Origin of the sequence: Bradyrhizobium sp. SZCCT0148 (assembly GCF_018129985.1) — a bacterium.
Classification (GTDB): Bacteria; Pseudomonadota; Alphaproteobacteria; order Rhizobiales; family Xanthobacteraceae; genus Bradyrhizobium; species Bradyrhizobium japonicum_H.
Map to the genome: position 1 here is coordinate 1,325,519 of NZ_JAFCKT010000001.1, position 15,619 is coordinate 1,341,137.

The 15,619-nt window shown below is 65.0% G+C and carries 20 protein-coding genes; 11 read left to right on the forward strand and 9 right to left on the reverse strand.

Going from position 1 to position 15,619, the window contains the following annotated elements:
• Positions 1 to 164 precede the first annotated feature (164 nt).
• The gene (locus tag JQ580_RS06405) at positions 165 to 1,184 is read left to right on the forward strand and encodes a hypothetical protein (RefSeq protein ID WP_212278820.1); all 1,020 of its coding nucleotides are present in this window, start codon (positions 165 to 167) and stop codon (positions 1,182 to 1,184) included.
• A 374-nt stretch (positions 1,185 to 1,558) separates the two neighbouring features.
• Positions 1,559 to 1,789 carry a DUF6894 family protein gene (locus tag JQ580_RS06410; protein ID WP_212278821.1) on the forward strand — a complete coding sequence of 77 codons (231 nt, stop codon included), beginning with the start codon at positions 1,559 to 1,561 and terminating at the stop codon, positions 1,787 to 1,789.
• On the opposite strand, the gene JQ580_RS06415 is transcribed toward JQ580_RS06410, so the two are convergent.
• Positions 1,790 to 2,575, reverse strand: a complete 786-nt coding sequence (locus JQ580_RS06415; RefSeq protein ID WP_212278822.1) for an SDR family NAD(P)-dependent oxidoreductase — start codon at positions 2,573 to 2,575, stop codon at positions 1,790 to 1,792.
• A gap of 130 nt (positions 2,576 to 2,705) precedes the next feature.
• Between JQ580_RS06415 and JQ580_RS06420 the strand changes: the two genes are divergently transcribed.
• Positions 2,706 to 3,095, forward strand: coding sequence for a hypothetical protein (locus JQ580_RS06420; RefSeq protein WP_212278823.1), 390 nt, complete (start codon positions 2,706 to 2,708; stop codon positions 3,093 to 3,095).
• A gap of 115 nt (positions 3,096 to 3,210) precedes the next feature.
• Positions 3,211 to 3,459: a hypothetical protein gene (locus tag JQ580_RS06425; RefSeq protein WP_409363197.1), complete on the forward strand. Its 249-nt coding sequence runs from the start codon at positions 3,211 to 3,213 to the stop codon at positions 3,457 to 3,459.
• Positions 3,460 to 3,496: 37 nt separating this feature from the next.
• Here JQ580_RS06425 and JQ580_RS06430 read toward each other — a convergent pair whose 3' ends face one another.
• The 5 genes from JQ580_RS06430 to JQ580_RS06450 form a co-directional block, all read right to left on the reverse strand.
• Positions 3,497 to 3,682: a hypothetical protein gene (locus JQ580_RS06430; RefSeq protein ID WP_094974415.1), complete on the reverse strand. Its 186-nt coding sequence runs from the start codon at positions 3,680 to 3,682 to the stop codon at positions 3,497 to 3,499.
• A 208-nt stretch (positions 3,683 to 3,890) separates the two neighbouring features.
• Complete coding sequence (gene minE / locus JQ580_RS06435; RefSeq protein WP_100175708.1) at positions 3,891 to 4,172, reverse strand: cell division topological specificity factor MinE; 282 nt, start codon at positions 4,170 to 4,172, stop codon at positions 3,891 to 3,893.
• Positions 4,169 to 4,984 carry a septum site-determining protein MinD gene (gene minD / locus JQ580_RS06440; protein WP_094896820.1) on the reverse strand — a complete coding sequence of 272 codons (816 nt, stop codon included), beginning with the start codon at positions 4,982 to 4,984 and terminating at the stop codon, positions 4,169 to 4,171. The genes minE and minD overlap by 4 nt, the downstream gene beginning before the upstream one ends.
• 19 nt (positions 4,985 to 5,003) lie before the next feature.
• Positions 5,004 to 5,696: a septum site-determining protein MinC gene (gene minC, locus JQ580_RS06445; protein ID WP_212278825.1), complete on the reverse strand. Its 693-nt coding sequence runs from the start codon at positions 5,694 to 5,696 to the stop codon at positions 5,004 to 5,006.
• 267 nt (positions 5,697 to 5,963) lie between these two features.
• Entirely contained in the window at positions 5,964 to 6,968 is a 1,005-nt protein-coding gene (locus JQ580_RS06450; RefSeq protein WP_212278826.1) for an ABC transporter substrate-binding protein, read from the reverse strand.
• A gap of 100 nt (positions 6,969 to 7,068) precedes the next feature.
• On the opposite strand from JQ580_RS06450, the gene JQ580_RS06455 reads away from it, so the two are divergent.
• The 6 genes from JQ580_RS06455 to JQ580_RS06480 all read left to right on the forward strand — a co-directional run bounded on the left by JQ580_RS06455 (position 7,069) and on the right by JQ580_RS06480 (position 12,275).
• On the forward strand, positions 7,069 to 7,716 hold the full coding sequence (locus JQ580_RS06455) for a TetR/AcrR family transcriptional regulator (RefSeq protein ID WP_212278827.1): 648 nt from the start codon (positions 7,069 to 7,071) through the stop codon (positions 7,714 to 7,716).
• Between the two features lie 100 nt (positions 7,717 to 7,816).
• Complete coding sequence (locus JQ580_RS06460) at positions 7,817 to 8,587, forward strand: ABC transporter permease (protein ID WP_212278828.1); 771 nt, start codon at positions 7,817 to 7,819, stop codon at positions 8,585 to 8,587.
• A gap of 13 nt (positions 8,588 to 8,600) precedes the next feature.
• A complete protein-coding gene (locus JQ580_RS06465) occupies positions 8,601 to 9,638 on the forward strand; it encodes an NAD-dependent epimerase/dehydratase family protein (RefSeq protein ID WP_212278829.1) in 1,038 nt (345 codons plus the stop codon).
• Complete coding sequence (locus JQ580_RS06470) at positions 9,625 to 10,446, forward strand: GNAT family N-acetyltransferase (protein ID WP_212278830.1); 822 nt, start codon at positions 9,625 to 9,627, stop codon at positions 10,444 to 10,446. The genes JQ580_RS06465 and JQ580_RS06470 overlap by 14 nt, the downstream gene beginning before the upstream one ends.
• 6 nt (positions 10,447 to 10,452) lie before the next feature.
• Positions 10,453 to 11,508 (forward strand): dihydrodipicolinate synthase family protein, encoded by a 1,056-nt coding sequence (locus JQ580_RS06475; RefSeq protein WP_212278831.1) that lies wholly within the window; start codon positions 10,453 to 10,455, stop codon positions 11,506 to 11,508.
• Positions 11,496 to 12,275: an ABC transporter ATP-binding protein gene (locus JQ580_RS06480; protein WP_106950953.1), complete on the forward strand. Its 780-nt coding sequence runs from the start codon at positions 11,496 to 11,498 to the stop codon at positions 12,273 to 12,275. Before JQ580_RS06475 ends, JQ580_RS06480 begins: the two co-directional genes overlap by 13 nt.
• Before the next feature lie 142 nt (positions 12,276 to 12,417).
• On the opposite strand, the gene JQ580_RS06485 is transcribed toward JQ580_RS06480, so the two are convergent.
• From JQ580_RS06485 to JQ580_RS06495, 3 genes are all read right to left on the reverse strand, one after another.
• Positions 12,418 to 13,509, reverse strand: coding sequence for a TRAP transporter substrate-binding protein (locus JQ580_RS06485; protein WP_212278832.1), 1,092 nt, complete (start codon positions 13,507 to 13,509; stop codon positions 12,418 to 12,420).
• Positions 13,510 to 13,685: 176 nt separating this feature from the next.
• A complete protein-coding gene (locus tag JQ580_RS06490; protein ID WP_018322933.1) occupies positions 13,686 to 13,943 on the reverse strand; it encodes a hypothetical protein in 258 nt (85 codons plus the stop codon).
• A 66-nt stretch (positions 13,944 to 14,009) separates the two neighbouring features.
• Positions 14,010 to 14,963 carry a DUF2778 domain-containing protein gene (locus tag JQ580_RS06495; protein ID WP_212279234.1) on the reverse strand — a complete coding sequence of 318 codons (954 nt, stop codon included), beginning with the start codon at positions 14,961 to 14,963 and terminating at the stop codon, positions 14,010 to 14,012.
• A gap of 212 nt (positions 14,964 to 15,175) precedes the next feature.
• Between JQ580_RS06495 and JQ580_RS06500 the strand changes: the two genes are divergently transcribed.
• Positions 15,176 to 15,607, forward strand: coding sequence for a DUF1810 domain-containing protein (locus JQ580_RS06500; protein ID WP_212278833.1), 432 nt, complete (start codon positions 15,176 to 15,178; stop codon positions 15,605 to 15,607).
• Positions 15,608 to 15,619 lie beyond the last annotated feature (12 nt).

Here is a 15,619-nt window from a genome sequence, read left to right on the forward strand (position 1 = left end):
CATCCCCTTGCCTTGCTTTGGTCAAACCCGGCTGGACTCGTGCGTCATCGTGCGAGGCCCGTCCGATCGGGATGGGCTCACCTCAATAGATCGGCTCGCGCCAATGCGGACGACCAGTATTTCAAGCGCCCGGGATTCACACGCCCGGCTTCAAAGGAGCTGCGATGCTCGCGACGCTGAACCCCAAGCAAATCGTCGATGAGATCGTGAAGGACACGGTCGAGGACAACGATCCGCACGACGCGATTCAGATTTCGCCCGACATTGTGCTGGCTTCGCGTCCCATAAGCCTTGCGCCCGCGCTGGCACCTGACATCGCAACCCGACCGGAGCCAAAATTCGTGCCGGCGCCCGAAACCTCGTTCGAGCGCAAGATCTCTCTGGAGCCCCGGTTTAGTCCGGTCTCGGAGCCACAGGAGGCACCCTCGCCCTCTGTCGACACGGCCATCCGCGTCGCCGCGAGCGATGGTGCCGGTCCGCGGAAGCGATCGGCCGCCGGCAAGTGGCTGCGCGGCGCTTTCGTCACGTTTTTATTTGCGGGCGGCAGTGCAGCCGCCACGATCGTCTGGGCGCAACACGGCCACACCGCCAAGCAGATGATCGCCGAATGGACACCGGCACTGGCGTCGCTGCTGCCGTCGACATCGCAGACCGCACCTGTTGCTGCCGCGCAGGCCGCACCGCCCACGGAGCAAGTGGCCAGTGATCGACCGGCCGATCTATCTGCGACGCCGCCGGCAGCCCAGGTCGCCGCAGTTGCGCCTGCAGCGACGCAGCCCGATGCAGCGCAGTCGGTGCAATCGATGACGCGCGATCTCGCCGCGATGGCGCAGCAGATCGAAGCGCTCAAGGCCGACATCGCCGAGTTGAAGTCCGGACAGGAGCAGATGGCGCGCGAGATGACCAAAGCGACTGCGCCAAAGCCGACAGCTGACGTCAAGCCGGTCGATCCGCGCGCACGCGCCGCTGCGCTCCCACCGCGGGCTCCGTCACCACCGCCGGTTCGCAAGCCGAAACCGGTGGTGTCGCATACCTATATGCCGGCCTCTACGCCCGCGCCGCTCGCGCCACCGCCGTCGCAGGCAGCCGCAGTGCCGCCGCCGCCGGTCGCGCCTGTCACCACGTCTCAAGCCGTCGCAGATGACGACGGACCAATCGTGCGTCCGCCGATGCCGTTGCGCTAGACTACCTCCACGCAACAGCACGGCGCGCTGCGACAAACGTCGCATGGCTGTCCTGGTCGATGTGGTGCGGTTAGGTCCGGACAGTGCGAAAAGCCGTTTTCTCGCTCAAGAGAAAAGGCCGTCGGGATCTATGCCGGCGGCCTTCTCTTGCAGCTGCCGGTTCCCGGAGCCCGGTTCTGCTGCAATTCCATGCCTCATGATCGCGTCGACATGTTTAATAAAATGTTAACGTACTCACATGCTGCACATCATTTCTGCGCCATAAGCACAGAGATTGCGCGGTCTGTTCACCCGATAGATATCGACTCAGTGGTACCATCCGAGATGTGTTGAGACTTCAACCGAAGCTCATCTCGTCACACCGGGGAATTCGGATGCCGTACTACTCTTTCGATCTTGTGGTTGGTGGAGAGTTCAAGAACCAGGGCGGGATCATCCTCGAAGACATCGAGGTTGCCTCCGATCGGGCCGATCAGCTGGCCACCGAGCTGTCGCAGGTGAAACCGGAGCTGCAGCAGAGGGGTTGCGCGGTGCGCGTCACCGACCGCGACGACAACGAGCTTTATCGCACGCCGCTCGATCCCGTGCCGGCCTGGCGCCGCTGACTACTCGTCCAGCACCGGCGGCTCGAACCAGTTTGTCAGCGACAATCCGCCGTCGACGACGAAGGCTGCACCGGTGACGTAAGCGGAGAGCTTGTTCGACAACACGGTAAGCGCCATCGGCGCAAGGTCATTGGCCTCGCCGAGGCGCCCGAGCGGAATGTGCCGCGCCAGCGCGGGATCCGCGACGAACCCGCCGGCGGCGATCGCGCCGGGCACCAGCGCATTGACGCGGATGCCGTGGCGGCCGAACGATTTCGCCAGTTCCTTCACCAGCATCGCCATTCCCGCCTTTGCCGTCGAATAATGCGGCAGGTTGCGCGGTGTGCCCGCATGCAGCGAGGTGAGGAACAGGAACGAGCCCGGCCGCTTCGCCGCGATCAGCCGCTGTGCGAGTTCGCGCGCCAGGTGAAAGCCGGCATCGAGATTGACCGCATGCATCTGCTGCCAGGTCCTGCGGTCGACCGCGAGCGCGTGATCGGCCTCCCACCGCGGCGGCGAGGCGCTGTGGACGAAATGCGTGATCCCACCGAATGCTGCGTCCGCGGCGGCAAGCAGTTCATCGCACGCATCGGGCTCGGCGAGATCGCCGATCCAGGGCACCGCCAGATCAGGCTTCTTGCTCGCGCTGATCGCAGCACTCACACGGTCCGCACTGATGTCGGCGAACACGGTCCGGACGCCCTCGCCGACCAGGGCCTGCGCGATGGCGCGGCCGATGCCGTTGCCTGCGCCGGTGACGAGCGCCGTGTGGCGGGTGGGATCGAACGGCGTGCTGAACAGGCTCATATCGCTCTCCGAGACGGGATGCGGGCCACGATAGCGCACTGCAGCGCGGCGCGACAAATCTGCCCTTCGCGCCATTGCAGAGCAGCCCGCCGGACGCTAGCCTCCCAAAAAAACGGAGGAGATACCTGGGATGCGCTACGGTTTCCTGATGGCTGGCCTTTTGCTGATCGCCGCTCCGGTCCAGGCCGAGGAGCACCCACGCTCGACCTATGTGACCCTGGTCCTGCAGGCCTTCGCCGCCAAGGTCGAATGTCCGGGCACGGATGTCGTCTACCAGGATCTCGTGCAGAAGGCGGAGCAGATGAAGCTACCCGAAGGCACGACGGAAAAGGTGCGCAAGGCGATTGCCTGGATGCACACCGGCGGCAAGATGGGCGAGAAGCAGGACGACGATTTGATGGCCGAGGTTGCGGTGGCGACCCAGGCGACCGATCTCAACCAGCGCCGCCTTGGCATGCCCACCTGGTGCGAGGCCCAGAAGACCAACCTCGCCGGCCTGATCCGCGCCAAAGGCGGTTAGCCAGCCCACTGTCGGGGCGTTAACGACACTGCGACAGCCCCCGTGTTTCGGCCAATAATTGTCACATTCCTCGCCAGCATGCGGGCTCCTTTCGCACAGGAGAAGCCCAATGCGGATGACGCATCTCATTGTCGCCGGCGCGCTCGCGGTCACCGCCGCGCTGGCCACCTCGGCGCAGGCAAAGAATTCCGACGCCCAAAAGGGCGAGGACAAATCGACGACCTCTCCGTCTTCGTGCAGCGCTTATCAGCAGGGGCCGGACGGATCGTGGGAACCGCTCCCCTGCAAGGAGGCGGGCGAACGCGCCCAGCCGCAGACGCAGCATCGATCCCCGTCACGCGGGCCGGATCGCGTGGAGCGCTGAAGCCTTTGAGGTCCTGAAACGTTTTCCGGTCGTGCGGTCAGCTATGGGCGGGCCCGCGCATGATCTTCATGGCATCGGCGATGTGACGCCACTCCTTGGCCTCATCGGCCTCGCCGCGGCCCTCGCAAGCCTGGGCCTGCTCGGCGGCCTTCGCGATCGCAGCAAACCCGTGCTGTTCGAGCATCTGCCGCGCAACGGTGTGGACCTGGACCTCCGACATCATGGGCTTTCTCCCGCTGTGAGGAAACCGCGGCGCACGGATCGGCGCGCCGCGTCCCAGACAACGATCTCGCCATGATCACCGTTCCGGCCGAGCCGATCACATCGACACTCGCCGGAGCTCGATCCGCCCGGAACGACGAAAGCGGCCCGCCATGCCCGGCGGACCGCCTTCTCACCCACCCCAAAGCTGGGAGTCGCCGGTCGCGTCCCTATGCGACCGCCACTTTCTTGCGTTCGAAATCGTTGGGCACCTCGATATCGACCTCCAGGGTCGACACCTCGTCGCCGCGCTCGAGCCGGACGATGACCTTGGTCGGATCCAGCGTGACGTGTCTGGAGACGACCGCGAGAATTTCCTCACGCAGCACACCGAGCAGGTCGGGCTGGCCGCGCATGCCACGTTCATGGGCAAGCAGGATCTGCAGCCGTTCGCGAGCGACGGGTGCAGAGGCCTTGTTGCCGCGGAGGAGCCGAAGCAAACCCATGCTCATGCAGCCCTCCGTCGCAGCAGACGATCCATGAACCCCTTGCGCTCGGTCGGCACCTGCATGGCGACGGTCTCGCCGCACAGACGGCGCGCCGCGTCGATATAGGCCCGCGCAGGTGCGCCGTCCGCATTCGACAGCGTGACGGGCGTGCCGACATTGGAGGCGCGCAGCACGTCCTGGCTTTCGGGAATGATCCCGAGCAAGGGTGTTGCGAGGATCTCGAGAATGTCCTCGATGGTCAGCATCTCGCCGCGCGCAGCGCGTGAGGGATCGTAGCGGGTGATCAGGATGTGCTTCTCGACGCGCTCGCCCTTCTCGGCCCGCACCGTCTTGGAATCGAGCATGCCGATGATGCGGTCGGAATCACGCACCGAGGAGACTTCCGGATTGGTGACGATCACAGCCTCGTCGGCGAAGCGCATGGCCATGGAGGCGCCGCGCTCGATGCCGGCCGGGCTGTCGCAGATCACCCAGTCGAAGCGGGCGCGCAGCTCGTCGATGACCTTGCCGACGCCCTCTTCCGTCAGCGCGTCCTTGTCGCGGGTCTGCGAGGCCGGCAGCAACCAGAGATTCTCCAGCCGCTTGTCCTTGATCAGCGCCTGCGGCAGTTTCGCAACGCCCTGCACCACGTTGATCAGGTCGAACACGACGCGGCGCTCGGCTCCCATGACGAGGTCGAGGTTGCGCAACCCGACGTCGAAATCGACGACGACGACCTTGTCGCCGCGTTGTGCCAGCGCAGCCCCCAGCGCGGCAGTCGTCGTGGTCTTGCCGACGCCCCCCTTGCCTGATGTCACGACCAGTACCTTGGCCATCTCGAATATCTCCTTCTGGTCAGTTCAGCGCGGTAATTCGCATGGTGTTGCCCTGCAGCCAGGCCTGGGCCGGCCGGCCGCGCAAGGCAGCGTCGATATCGTCGGCGGTCTGATAAAACCCATCGATTGCAAGCAGTTCGGCCTCGATCTTCTGGCAGTAGATGCGCGCGCTCGTGTGACCGTTCACGCCCGCCATGGCGCGGCCGCGGAGCGCGCCGTAGATATGGATGGAGCCCCCGGCAACGACTTCCGCGCCGGAGCCGACCGAGCCGAGGATGGTGACGTCGCCTTCGGGAAAGATCACGGTCTGGCCCGAGCGCACAGGCGCTTCGAGCAGCAGCGATGTCGGCTTGGCCTTGGTCTCGGGCTTCTTCGGTGCACTCGGCTCGACCACGCAGCTTCGCCCACCCGAGAGCAGCGGCGGCATCATCTGGGTCAGCCGCGACTCATCCACACCCTCGATGCCGAGGACGCGGATGTTCCGGTCCTGCAGGCTGGTGAGCAGATGACCGATGGCGGACTGGCTGAGATCAACCGAGGACAGGTCGATCACCACGGGCCGGCCGGCAAAGAAGCCCGGCGAGCGCGCAATGGTGGCGTCGATCTCCTGCAGCCAATCATGCACCGGAACCGTCGGCGTGAACACGAAGGCCACATAGGAGCGCCCGCGCAGGCGCACCATTTGGCGTTGAGGTTTGACTGCAGCCTCCATAGCGGCCGACTCGTTCCCTGTTATTGAATGGTTAACGATGCGGCGGATATGGTTAACGGCCGGTTAATTCCTCCGTGGGATTACGCGGCTGGGTCCCAGCTGAAACCCGCCGCTCTCGTGTCCCGGACGCGCTGCAACGCACCAGCGTTGCTGCGCAAGCCGGGAGTTATGCCACATGGCTGGCCTCGGCGAGGTGGGCCACGGCTCTACAGCGCACCGGCAAAGGGACGCTGCGCTGTGTGCGGGGCACGAGAGCGCGCGGAGCCCCTACTTCTTCACCTTGCTGGCATCCATCTTGATGGCGGGATCCAGCATCTTCGTCGTGAACGCCGTCGTCACGTCGAACGGCTTCTCCATGCCGAGATAGGTCTGGACCAGTTCGTAGTCCTTCTTCATCCGCTCGCCGTCGATCCACCCGAGACCCTTGGTCGTCGTGAACTCGTCCGTCATCAGGAACTTGATGCGCTCCCACTGGCGCTCCTGGTTTGCCTGGTCGAGACCGGAGACCTGGTCAAGCAGCGCCTTGAGGCACGGCGCGACGTCGGCGACGCAGGCGGCAAATGATTTCTGCGTAACGCGCACGAAGTCTTCGACGACCTTCGGATTCTTCTGCAAGTAGGCGCCGTTGACGATCAGCGAATTGCCGTAGGGATTGAGCCCGATGTCCTTCCAGTTGACGTAACCAAGATCCTGACCGAACTCGATCACCTTGAGATCATGCTCGTTGTAGAAATCGCTGATGATATCGACGGTGTGGCTCTTCAACGCCGCGATCTTTGCGGTCGGTCCGACATTGACGAAGCCTACGGAATCCGGCGCGAGGCCTGCTGCCTTGGCGAAGGCCGGCCACATCACGCGCGAGGCATCTCCGGGCGGATTGCCGATCTTGTGGCCGGCAAAATCCTTCACGCCGTTCACGCCATAGCTCTTCAGCCAATAGAACGTCTGGCCGGTGTTGGCATAGACGCTCATCACCGCGACGGTGTCGGCGCCCTTGCTCTTGGCCACCAGCATGGTGGCAAGATCGGCGACGCCGAACGGCGAGCCGCCGGAGCCGACCTTGGCGGCGGAGACGCCCGAGCCCTTGCCGGTTTCGATGGTGAGGTCGATGCCCGCCTTCTCGTACCAGCCTTGCGCCTTGGCATAATAATACGGCGCGTGATCGGCCGTCGGCGTCCAATTGAGGATCAGGTTCACCGCCTCGCCCGCGTTCGCCGGCACCGCCGGCAAGCCGAGCATCAGGGCCACAACAGCCGCCTGCAAACGCTTCATCGCATCTCTCCTCATGCCAGCGACCCGGCTTGTCGCTCTCCCCGTGTGAGGATACCAATGCAACAAGCCCGCCCTCCACTTGTCAACTGTTTGGTTGGAAATGCCCGCAAAACGATCTGGCGACACCGTGCCGCAGCGCCGCGATCCCGTCGCCACCCGCAAAAAACTGCTCACCGCGGCGCGGCTGGAATTCGCCCGGCACGGCTTCGCCGGCGCCCGCGTCGACGAGATCGCCGAGCGCGCGGGCGTCAACAAGCAGCTGGTCTATCACTATTTCGGCGATAAGGACGCGCTCTACCTCGCCGTGCTCGAATGGGTCTATGAGGACATCCGCGAGCAGGAGCGCAAGCTCAATCTCGAGGGCCTGCCGCCGGAGAAGGCGATCCGCAAGCTGATCGAAGCTTCGTTCGACCACCTGGCCGCAAACCCTGATTTCATCGTGCTTTTGAACGACGAGAATCGCGGCGGCGCCCGCCACGTCCGCGGCTCGACGCGACTGGAAGCGATGCATTCCCCGCTGGTGAAGAGCGTCTCCCACATTCTCAACGAGGGGGTACGCGCGGGCGTGTTCCGCAAGGGCATCGATCCCGTCCAGCTCTATATCTCCATTGCGGGCCTGAGCTATTTCTTCTTCTCCAACACGCCGACGCTGTCGGCAATCTTCGGCAAGGACCTGTCGAGCCGCACCGCACGGCGCGCCCGCCGCCGCCATGTCGCCGACCTCGTGCTGCAGTCGCTCCGGCCGTAATCAACCAACTGGTTGAAACTTGCTTCAAGGGCGGCTAGGCTGGTGACTTGCTTGGGCTGAAGATTTGCGGCATCGCCGCCGCGCCAACAGGGAGCAATCGGTGGCAGCAGACAGCGCACGGGCCTCGCGCAGCTTTGCGATCATCCTGGTCGTGCACCTCGCCGTGCTCGTGCTCTGGCAGGTCGCCGTCGACGCCTTCCATGTGCCGAAATTCATTCTGCCCTCCCCTCTCGCGACGATCCAGACGCTGGGGACCGCGAACTACGCCTGGGCCGCCAACACGCTGGTGACGGCGGTCGAGATCCTCGGCGGCTTCGCGCTCGGCGCCTTTGTCGGCGTCGCGCTCGCGGTGATCTTCAGCTGGGCCCCGCTGCTCAGCCTGGTGCTGCTGCCGTTGTTCGTGACGCTGAACATGATCCCGAAGGTCGCGCTTGGCCCGCTCTTCATCGTCTGGTTCTCCTACGGCATCATCCCGAACATCCTGATCGCCTTCAGCATCTGCTTCTTTCCGATCCTGCTCACGACCGCGCGCGGGCTGCGCGAGGTCGAGCCTGACCTGCTCGACCTCGTCAGATCGCTGCGCGGCTCGCGCTGGACGCTGTTTCGCAAGATCCAGCTGCCGGGATCGCTGCCTTACGTGTTCTCCGGCATGAAGGTCGGCGCCATCCTCGCGGTCGCCGGTGCCATCGTCGGCGAATTCATCGCCTCCGAGCGCGGGCTCGGCTACCTCATGATCCAGGTGCAGTCCTCGCTCGACACGCCCGCGATGGTGATGGCCGTCGTGCTGCTGACCCTGCTCGGCGTCGCTCTCTACGGCCTGGTCCTCGTCCTCGAGCGCATGTTCGTGGTCGGCGATGCTAGGCAGAACTAAAGAAGGACCGACTATGCTGCTCACCCGCGAGACCCTGCCGAAGACCATCCCCGATATCGCGGCGCTCGACGATCTCCTGTGCCGTCCGACGCAAGCGCTGATCGACGACCTCGCCAAGGTCGAGGGCGACATCATGATCCTCGGCGTCGGCGGCAAGATGGGCCCGACGCTGGCCGGGCTCGCCAAAGCCGCCGCGCCGGACCGCCGCGTCATCGGCGTCGCCCGCTTCAGCGAGGCCGGCGTGAAGGAATGGCTGCACGCGCGCGGCGTCGAATCCATCAATTGCGATCTGATGGATGAAAAGGCGATCCGATCGCTGCCGAAGGCACCGAACATCGTCTTCATGGCCGGCCGCAAGTTCGGCGCCGAGGGCGATCTGTCGCTGACCTGGGCGATGAACGCGCATGTGCCGGCGCTGGTGGCACAGGCCTTTCCATCCTCGCGCATCGTGGCGTTCTCGACCGGCTGCATCTATCCGTTCGTGCCCGTCGACGGCAAAGGCTCGACCGAGGAGATGGCACCGAACCCGCCCGGCGAATACGCGCAGTCCTGCGTCGGCCGCGAACGGATGTTCGAATATTTCTCGCGCAAGTTTTCGACGCCCGGCCGGCTGTTCCGCCTCAACTACGCGATCGACATGCGCTATGGCGTACTGCACGACATCGCGACGAAAGTGCTGACGGGGTCGCCGATCGACGTCAGCCTGGGCCACGTCAATTTCATCTGGCAGGGCGACGCCTCCGCGCAGGCGCTGCGCTGCCTCGCCCATTGCACCGCGCCGACCTCGCCGATCAATGTCAGCGGCCACGAGATTTTGGCGGTGCGTGATCTCGCGGCAAAGTTCGGCGCAAGATTCGGCCGAGCGCCGGTGCTTGTCGGCGAGGAGCAGCCGACAGCATGGCTGACCGACACCTCGAAGGCCGTGGACCTGTTCGGTCTGCCGGTCGTCGACACCGAGCAGTTGATCGCCTGGACCGCCGATTGGGTCTCCCGCGCCATGCCGAGCCTCGGCAAGCCCACCAAATACGAGGTCCGCGATGGCCGCTACTGACGCCCCCGACATCGTCCGGCTCGGCGTCGACGACGCGATCGCGGGGCTGGCGCTGTCGACGGAAGCGCACTGGAACCAGACCGACGAGGACTGGCGCATCTTCCTGCGCGACGGAATCGTGTTCGGCATACGCGACGGCATGCAGCTGGTCGCCACGGCCGCCCTGCTGCCCTATTCCGGCAACAACGCCTGGATCAGCATGGTGCTGGTCTCAGGCACGCATCGCCGCCGTGGGTTTGCCACGCACCTTGTCGATGCCTGCCTGGAGACGGCGCGAAAGAATGGCCTGACCAGCTGGCTCGACGCCACGCCCGACGGCGCCGCCGTCTACGGACCATTGGGGTTCACGCCAACGCTGCAATTGCGCCGGCTGAAGCTGACGCAGCCTGCGCCGGCCGAAACCCCGCCATCGACATCCGCGACCATCGAAGCGCTTCGTGCGAGGGACTTGCGAGCCACCGGTTTCGACCGGACCGCACTGCTCGAAGCCTTCGCAGAGCGCTCCGGCTCACGCATCGTCGGTGTAAACGGTGCCATCGCGCTGGTCCGCGACGGCCGCACCGCGCGCCATATCGGCCCACTGTTTGCCGACAACGCCGCCGAGGCGCTAGCGCTGGTTCATGCGATCACACGGTCCGAGACCCGCCCCCTCCTGCTCGACGCCGTCGCCTCGCAAGCAGCGTTCCTGGAAGGCCTGACAGCATCCGGCTGGACCATCGAACGGCCGTTCCAGCGCATGCGGTTCGGCCCCGCCACCACTGCCGGTGAGGAAATGCCGTTCGCCGTCGCCGGCCCGGAATTCGGATAGGACATCATGCACCACAGCCAGATCAACGCCGACATCCGCAAGCTGATTGCCGAGGGCACCGTGATGCCGGCGCATCCCCTCGCGCTCACCGCCGATCGCCAGCTCGACAAACAGCATCAGCGCGCGCTGACGCGCTATTACATCGACGCCGGCTCCGGCGGCCTTGCAGTCGGCGTACACACCACGCAGTTCGCCATCCGCGAGGTCGGTCTCTATCGGCCCGTGCTCGAGCTTGCCGCCGAGACCGCGGCCAACTGGACCAAGCGTCCGCTGGCGATGGTCGCAGGCCTCGCCGGCCCGACCACGCAGGCAGTGGCTGAGGCCCGTACCGCGCGGGACATCGGCTATCATGCGGGCCTCCTCAGCCTTGCCGCGATGAAGAGCGCTTCCGAGGACGAGATCATCGCCCATTGCACGGCTGTTGCCACGGAGATCCCCTTGGTCGGCTTCTATCTTCAGCCGGCCGTCGGCGGCGTCATCCTCTCCGCCCGGTTCTGGCAGCGCTTCGCCTCGATCGACAACGTCATCGCGATCAAGATCGCCCCGTTCAACCGCTATCGCACCCTCGACGTCCTGCGCGGCGTCGCGGCCGCAGGCGCCCTCGACCGCGTCGCGCTCTATACCGGCAATGACGACCACATCCTGCTCGACCTGATGCTGCCTTTCGACCTGCGCGACGACGGCGTCACCACGCGCACCTATTTCAAGGGCGGCCTGCTCGGCCATTGGTCGGTGTGGACCGCGAGTGCCATCAAGCAGTTCGAGCGTTGCAAGGCGGCGCGGCACAAGGACAGCGTACCGGCCGACCTGCTGGCGCTCGATGCCCGCGTCACCGATTGCAACAGCGCCTTCTTCGACGTCGCCAACAATTTCCACGGCTGCATCGCCGGCTGCCACGACGTGCTGCGGCGCCAGGGCCTGATGCGGGGCCTGTGGTGCCTCGATCCGAACGAGGGCCTCAGCCCCGGCCAGAAGGAGGAGATCGACCGCGTCACCCGCGAGCACGCCGACCTCAGCGACGATGCCTTCGTCGCGGCCCATCTAAGCAAATGGCTGGCATGAGTTCAGAACCCTTCATCAGCCTGCGAGGCGTCCGCAAGGTTTATCGCAGCGGCGGCGCCGAATTTTTGGCAGTCTCCGACGTCACCATGGACGTGCAGGAAGGTGAGCTGGTCTCGCTGGTCGGGCCGTCCGGCTGCGGCAAGACGACGGTGATGAAGATCCTGGCCGGCCTGCACGGCGCCGACGGCGGCAGCGTGAAGATCGGGAATGCCGAGAGCCCGTTCGATCCGAGCCGCGACATCGGTATGGTTTTCCAGCAGGCGCTGCTCTTGAAATGGCGCACGATCCTGGACAACGTGCTGCTGCCGGCCGAAATCGTCGGCTTGCCGATGAAGGCGGCACGCGAGCGGGCGCGTGACCTGCTCAACCTCGTCGGTCTCTCAGGCTTTGAGCAGAAATATCCCCGCGAGCTCTCCGGCGGCATGCAGCAGCGCACCGCCATCGCGCGCGCTTTCATTCACGATCCGAAGCTGATCCTGATGGACGAGCCGTTCGGCGCGCTGGATGCGCTGACGCGAGAGCAGATGAATTTGGAGATGCTGCGAATTTGGCGCGAGAGCGGCAAGACCATCATCTTCGTCACGCATTCGATCCAGGAAGCGGTATTCCTGTCGTCGCACTGCGCGGTGCTGACGGCAGGCCCTGCGAAGATGGCCGACTATTTTCCGATCGACCTGCCCTTCCCGCGTGACCTGCCGCTCAAGACGACCGATGCGTTCGGTGTCTATGCGCGGCGGATTTATGCGAAGCTGGGGCTCAGCCCGTAGCGCGGATGGCGCGCCAGTCCTCTTAGGCTGGGCAAGGCCAAGCGTGCCCACGAATGCAAGCACATGATGGTGGGCACGGCGCAAGGGCGTCTTTGCCCACCCTCCGAGAGAGGGGCGCGGCGTGACACCGCGCCCCTCTCAATCAGCCCTTGTTGCGCATCTTGCTGAGCAGATAGTTGTCGTAAAAATTCTCCGCGATCTGCGTATAGAACAGCAGCTCTTTCATATACGCGTCGTGGCTGTCCTTGGTCCGCTTGAACAGTTCGCTCTTGGCGGCGAGCTCATTCAGATGGTCCTGGGTCGCGTTGTAGCAGGCCTCCAGCACCGGCTGCGGGAACGCCTTCAGCTCCGCGCCATTGGCGAGCAGCCGCTTCAGCGCCGCCGGATTCACGCTGTCGTATTTCTCGAGCATCCAGGCGCCGGCCGCCGCGCCCGCCTGGTTGACGATCGCCTGGTACTGCTTGGGCAGCGAGGCCCATTTCTCGTCGTTGACGATCATGTGCAGCATTGCGCCGCCTTCCCACCAGCCCGGGAAGTAATAGTATTTGGCGACCTTCTGAAAGCCGAGCTTCTCGTCGTCATAGGGGCCGACGAACTCGACTGCGTCGATCGTGCCCTTCTCCAGCGCCGGATAGATGTCGCCGCCGGCGATCTGTTGCGGCACGACGCCGAGCCGTGCCAGCACATGCCCGCCCATGCCGGCGATGCGGAATTTGAGGCCCTTGAGATCGTCGACCGTCTTGATCTCCTTGCGGAACCAGCCGCCCATCTGGGTGCCGGAATTGCCGCAAAGGATGGCGTGCGCCTTGAACGGCTTGAGCGCCTCGTTGGTGAGATCGGCGCCGCCGCCGAAGTGCCACCACGATTCCTGATGGCGGTGGTTCATGCCGAACGGCGCGCCGGTGGCATAGGCCAGCGCCGGCTCCTTGCCGATGTAGAAATAGAGCGGGGTCTGCGCCATCTCGACCGAGGCGGTGCTGACGGCATCGAGCGCCTGCAAGCCCGGAACGATTTCGCCGGCACCGAAGGTCTGGATCTGGAATTTGTTGTCGGTGGCCTCGGCGACATATTTCGCGAAGGTCTGCGCCGTGCCGTAGATGGTGTCGAGCGACTTCGGGAAGCTCGAGGTCAGGCGCCATTTGATCTCGGGCGCGCTCTGCGCGATCGCAGGTGCGGCAACCAGCGTCGTCGCGCCGGCGACTGCGCCGCCCTTGAGGAATGTACGGCGTTTCATGTTGGGTCTCTCCCTGAACTAAATTTCAAACATATTGGCTTGCAGCGACGATCTTCGCGGATCGTTTGCCCGTTCCCGTCGTGGAGTTCAAGATGCGCGAGGGGAAGGCTCACGGCCGGTCGCCCGCATGACGCGGCGCGCTCCACCCAGGCCTCGGGACCGTGAGCAGACGAGCTTCAGAGCAGCTTGGCGCTGACGAACAGCGCGCGCACGGCGTTGGTTGCCTGCACCGCCAGCATCGCGTTACCGGCCGCCCCTTCCAGGGCTTCGACGGCGTCCTCGTGCAGGGAGCGGAATTCCATCCATTCGACCGACTTGAAGTTGGTGAGGAATTGATAGGCCTGGCCGACGGTCGCTATCGCCAACGTGTCGCCGTTCAGCTTGATCTTGAACGTCGTGCGCAGCGGGGTCTCTGAACTAGATGGATCACTCATGGGCTGCTTCTGGACGATGACGGCTTAACGAAGGGGAAACGGCAGCCCCGCCGCAGCAGGCGAAGATCAGGAGTTGGTGCTGGCGCGCTGCGAGGCGGTCGCCGGTCCGCTCAGGCTCGGCACCACGACAAGACGGTTGAACTCGCCATTGTCCCAGGCCTTGAGGAAACGATCATAATCCTTGATCGAGACGCAGCCGTTGGAATCGCCGCGCGGGCCCAGCATGTAATTGTGGGTGAGAAGGCCGACGCGGCCGAGCGCACTGGTGCCCTCGGTCGGCGTCAGGCGCAAGGCGCGGACGCCGTGGAACAGCTTTTCGCGCGGCTTCAGGTCGTAGATCGCGGGCGGGGTCGCACCGACCATGCGCTGGTCGACATGGTCGGGGTCGTCCATCAGCGCGCCCATACCGGAATGGGCTTCCAGCGTGACGCCGCTCGGCAGGTAAAGCGCCTTGGCCTTGATGTCATAGACCGCGGTGCGCGAGTCGTAGCCGAGGGCTGCCAGATCCGGCGCCTTGCCGAACAGGCCGTCGCCGGGCGTCAGCGAGGCGAGCCTGATCTTGTCGGTGAATTTCTCCAAGAAGTTGCGGTTGTCGACCCTGGGGTTGGTCTCAGCGTACGCCTGGCTCGACGCGATCTGGGCAGAGAGGTCCGCCTGCGGCGGGCGCGAGCGCGGCATGGGCACCGCGTCGGCGCGCTGCGTACCAGGCCTGGTCTCGTCGATCACGTGCCGGTCGTCATCGGTCAGGGTCGAGCGCCAATCGTCGCCCTGGAGCTTCTGGGCGAGCATCGCCTTGGCGTCGCGAAGCTTGAGCTGGACCGCGCTCAGGGCGGAACGCTCCATCGTCCGCAGCCCAAGCTCGCGGGCCGGCGGATTGCCGGACGCCGATGCGAAACGATCCTCGAAAGACGGGGTATTGGCCGGCGGCAATGCGGCAGTGACCAATGCGGGCGTATCGCCGATATCAGCGACCCAGGCAGCAGCCCCCAATGCCAGCGCGACGGCAGCCAAAGACAGCAGTATCGTCTCCGCTCGCCCCACACGGCGGCGCGACAACAGCCTTTCGGCGCTTGCGCGGTCGGAAACCATTAGATCCCCAAAACGACCCCCGGGGGGCCCAACCCCCACCCGGCGACTCTATACCAGCTAACACATTGGGAGCCAAAAGTTAGGCATAATCGCGGCCGCCGGGGTCCGACAAGGGGTCCCAACAAAGCGTCTTGAGGTATCTAATGACCGACTCTTTCGATCTGGAACGCTTTGTCAGGGCTCAGAACCCGGTTTACGCCGACGTCCTGGCGGAGCTCGCCCGAGGGCGGAAGCAGAGCCACTGGATGTGGTTCGTCTTCCCGCAAATCGCCGGCCTCGGCCTCAGCGCCATGTCGCAGCGCTACGCCATCGGCTCCCGTGCCGAGGCCAAGGCCTATCTCGCCCATCCCGTGCTCGGAGCGCGCCTGATCGAATGCACCAGGCTGGTGCTTGCGGTTCAGGGGCGGAGCATCAACGCGATCCTCGGCCAGCCGGACGATGCCAAATTTCGCTCGTCGATGACACTGTTCGGAGCTGTGTCCGACGAGCCCGTGTTCGGCGAGGCGCTTGCGCGCTACTTCACAGGCGAGCGCGACGCCGCGACGTTGCAGATCCTCGCTACCCTTGGTCGCTAGGCCAGGTCCGCA

What these genes read in the sequence shown, in the direction of transcription:
- JQ580_RS06405 (WP_212278820.1), top strand. Translation starts at nt 165, where the DNA reads ATGCTCGCGACGCTGAACCCCAAGCAAATCGTCGATGAGATCGTGAAG.
- JQ580_RS06410 (WP_212278821.1), top strand. Translation starts at nt 1,559, where the DNA reads ATGCCGTACTACTCTTTCGATCTTGTGGTTGGTGGAGAGTTCAAGAAC.
- JQ580_RS06415 (WP_212278822.1), bottom strand. Translation starts at nt 2,575, where the DNA reads ATGAGCCTGTTCAGCACGCCGTTCGATCCCACCCGCCACACGGCGCTC.
- JQ580_RS06420 (WP_212278823.1), top strand. Translation starts at nt 2,706, where the DNA reads ATGCGCTACGGTTTCCTGATGGCTGGCCTTTTGCTGATCGCCGCTCCG.
- JQ580_RS06425 (WP_409363197.1), top strand. Translation starts at nt 3,211, where the DNA reads ATGACGCATCTCATTGTCGCCGGCGCGCTCGCGGTCACCGCCGCGCTG.
- JQ580_RS06430 (WP_094974415.1), bottom strand. Translation starts at nt 3,682, where the DNA reads ATGATGTCGGAGGTCCAGGTCCACACCGTTGCGCGGCAGATGCTCGAA.
- minE (WP_100175708.1), bottom strand. Translation starts at nt 4,172, where the DNA reads ATGAGCATGGGTTTGCTTCGGCTCCTCCGCGGCAACAAGGCCTCTGCA.
- minD (WP_094896820.1), bottom strand. Translation starts at nt 4,984, where the DNA reads ATGGCCAAGGTACTGGTCGTGACATCAGGCAAGGGGGGCGTCGGCAAG.
- minC (WP_212278825.1), bottom strand. Translation starts at nt 5,696, where the DNA reads ATGGAGGCTGCAGTCAAACCTCAACGCCAAATGGTGCGCCTGCGCGGG.
- JQ580_RS06450 (WP_212278826.1), bottom strand. Translation starts at nt 6,968, where the DNA reads ATGAAGCGTTTGCAGGCGGCTGTTGTGGCCCTGATGCTCGGCTTGCCG.
- JQ580_RS06455 (WP_212278827.1), top strand. Translation starts at nt 7,069, where the DNA reads ATGCCCGCAAAACGATCTGGCGACACCGTGCCGCAGCGCCGCGATCCC.
- JQ580_RS06465 (WP_212278829.1), top strand. Translation starts at nt 8,601, where the DNA reads ATGCTGCTCACCCGCGAGACCCTGCCGAAGACCATCCCCGATATCGCG.
- JQ580_RS06470 (WP_212278830.1), top strand. Translation starts at nt 9,625, where the DNA reads ATGGCCGCTACTGACGCCCCCGACATCGTCCGGCTCGGCGTCGACGAC.
- JQ580_RS06475 (WP_212278831.1), top strand. Translation starts at nt 10,453, where the DNA reads ATGCACCACAGCCAGATCAACGCCGACATCCGCAAGCTGATTGCCGAG.
- JQ580_RS06480 (WP_106950953.1), top strand. Translation starts at nt 11,496, where the DNA reads ATGGCTGGCATGAGTTCAGAACCCTTCATCAGCCTGCGAGGCGTCCGC.
- JQ580_RS06485 (WP_212278832.1), bottom strand. Translation starts at nt 13,509, where the DNA reads ATGAAACGCCGTACATTCCTCAAGGGCGGCGCAGTCGCCGGCGCGACG.
- JQ580_RS06490 (WP_018322933.1), bottom strand. Translation starts at nt 13,943, where the DNA reads ATGAGTGATCCATCTAGTTCAGAGACCCCGCTGCGCACGACGTTCAAG.
- JQ580_RS06500 (WP_212278833.1), top strand. Translation starts at nt 15,176, where the DNA reads ATGACCGACTCTTTCGATCTGGAACGCTTTGTCAGGGCTCAGAACCCG.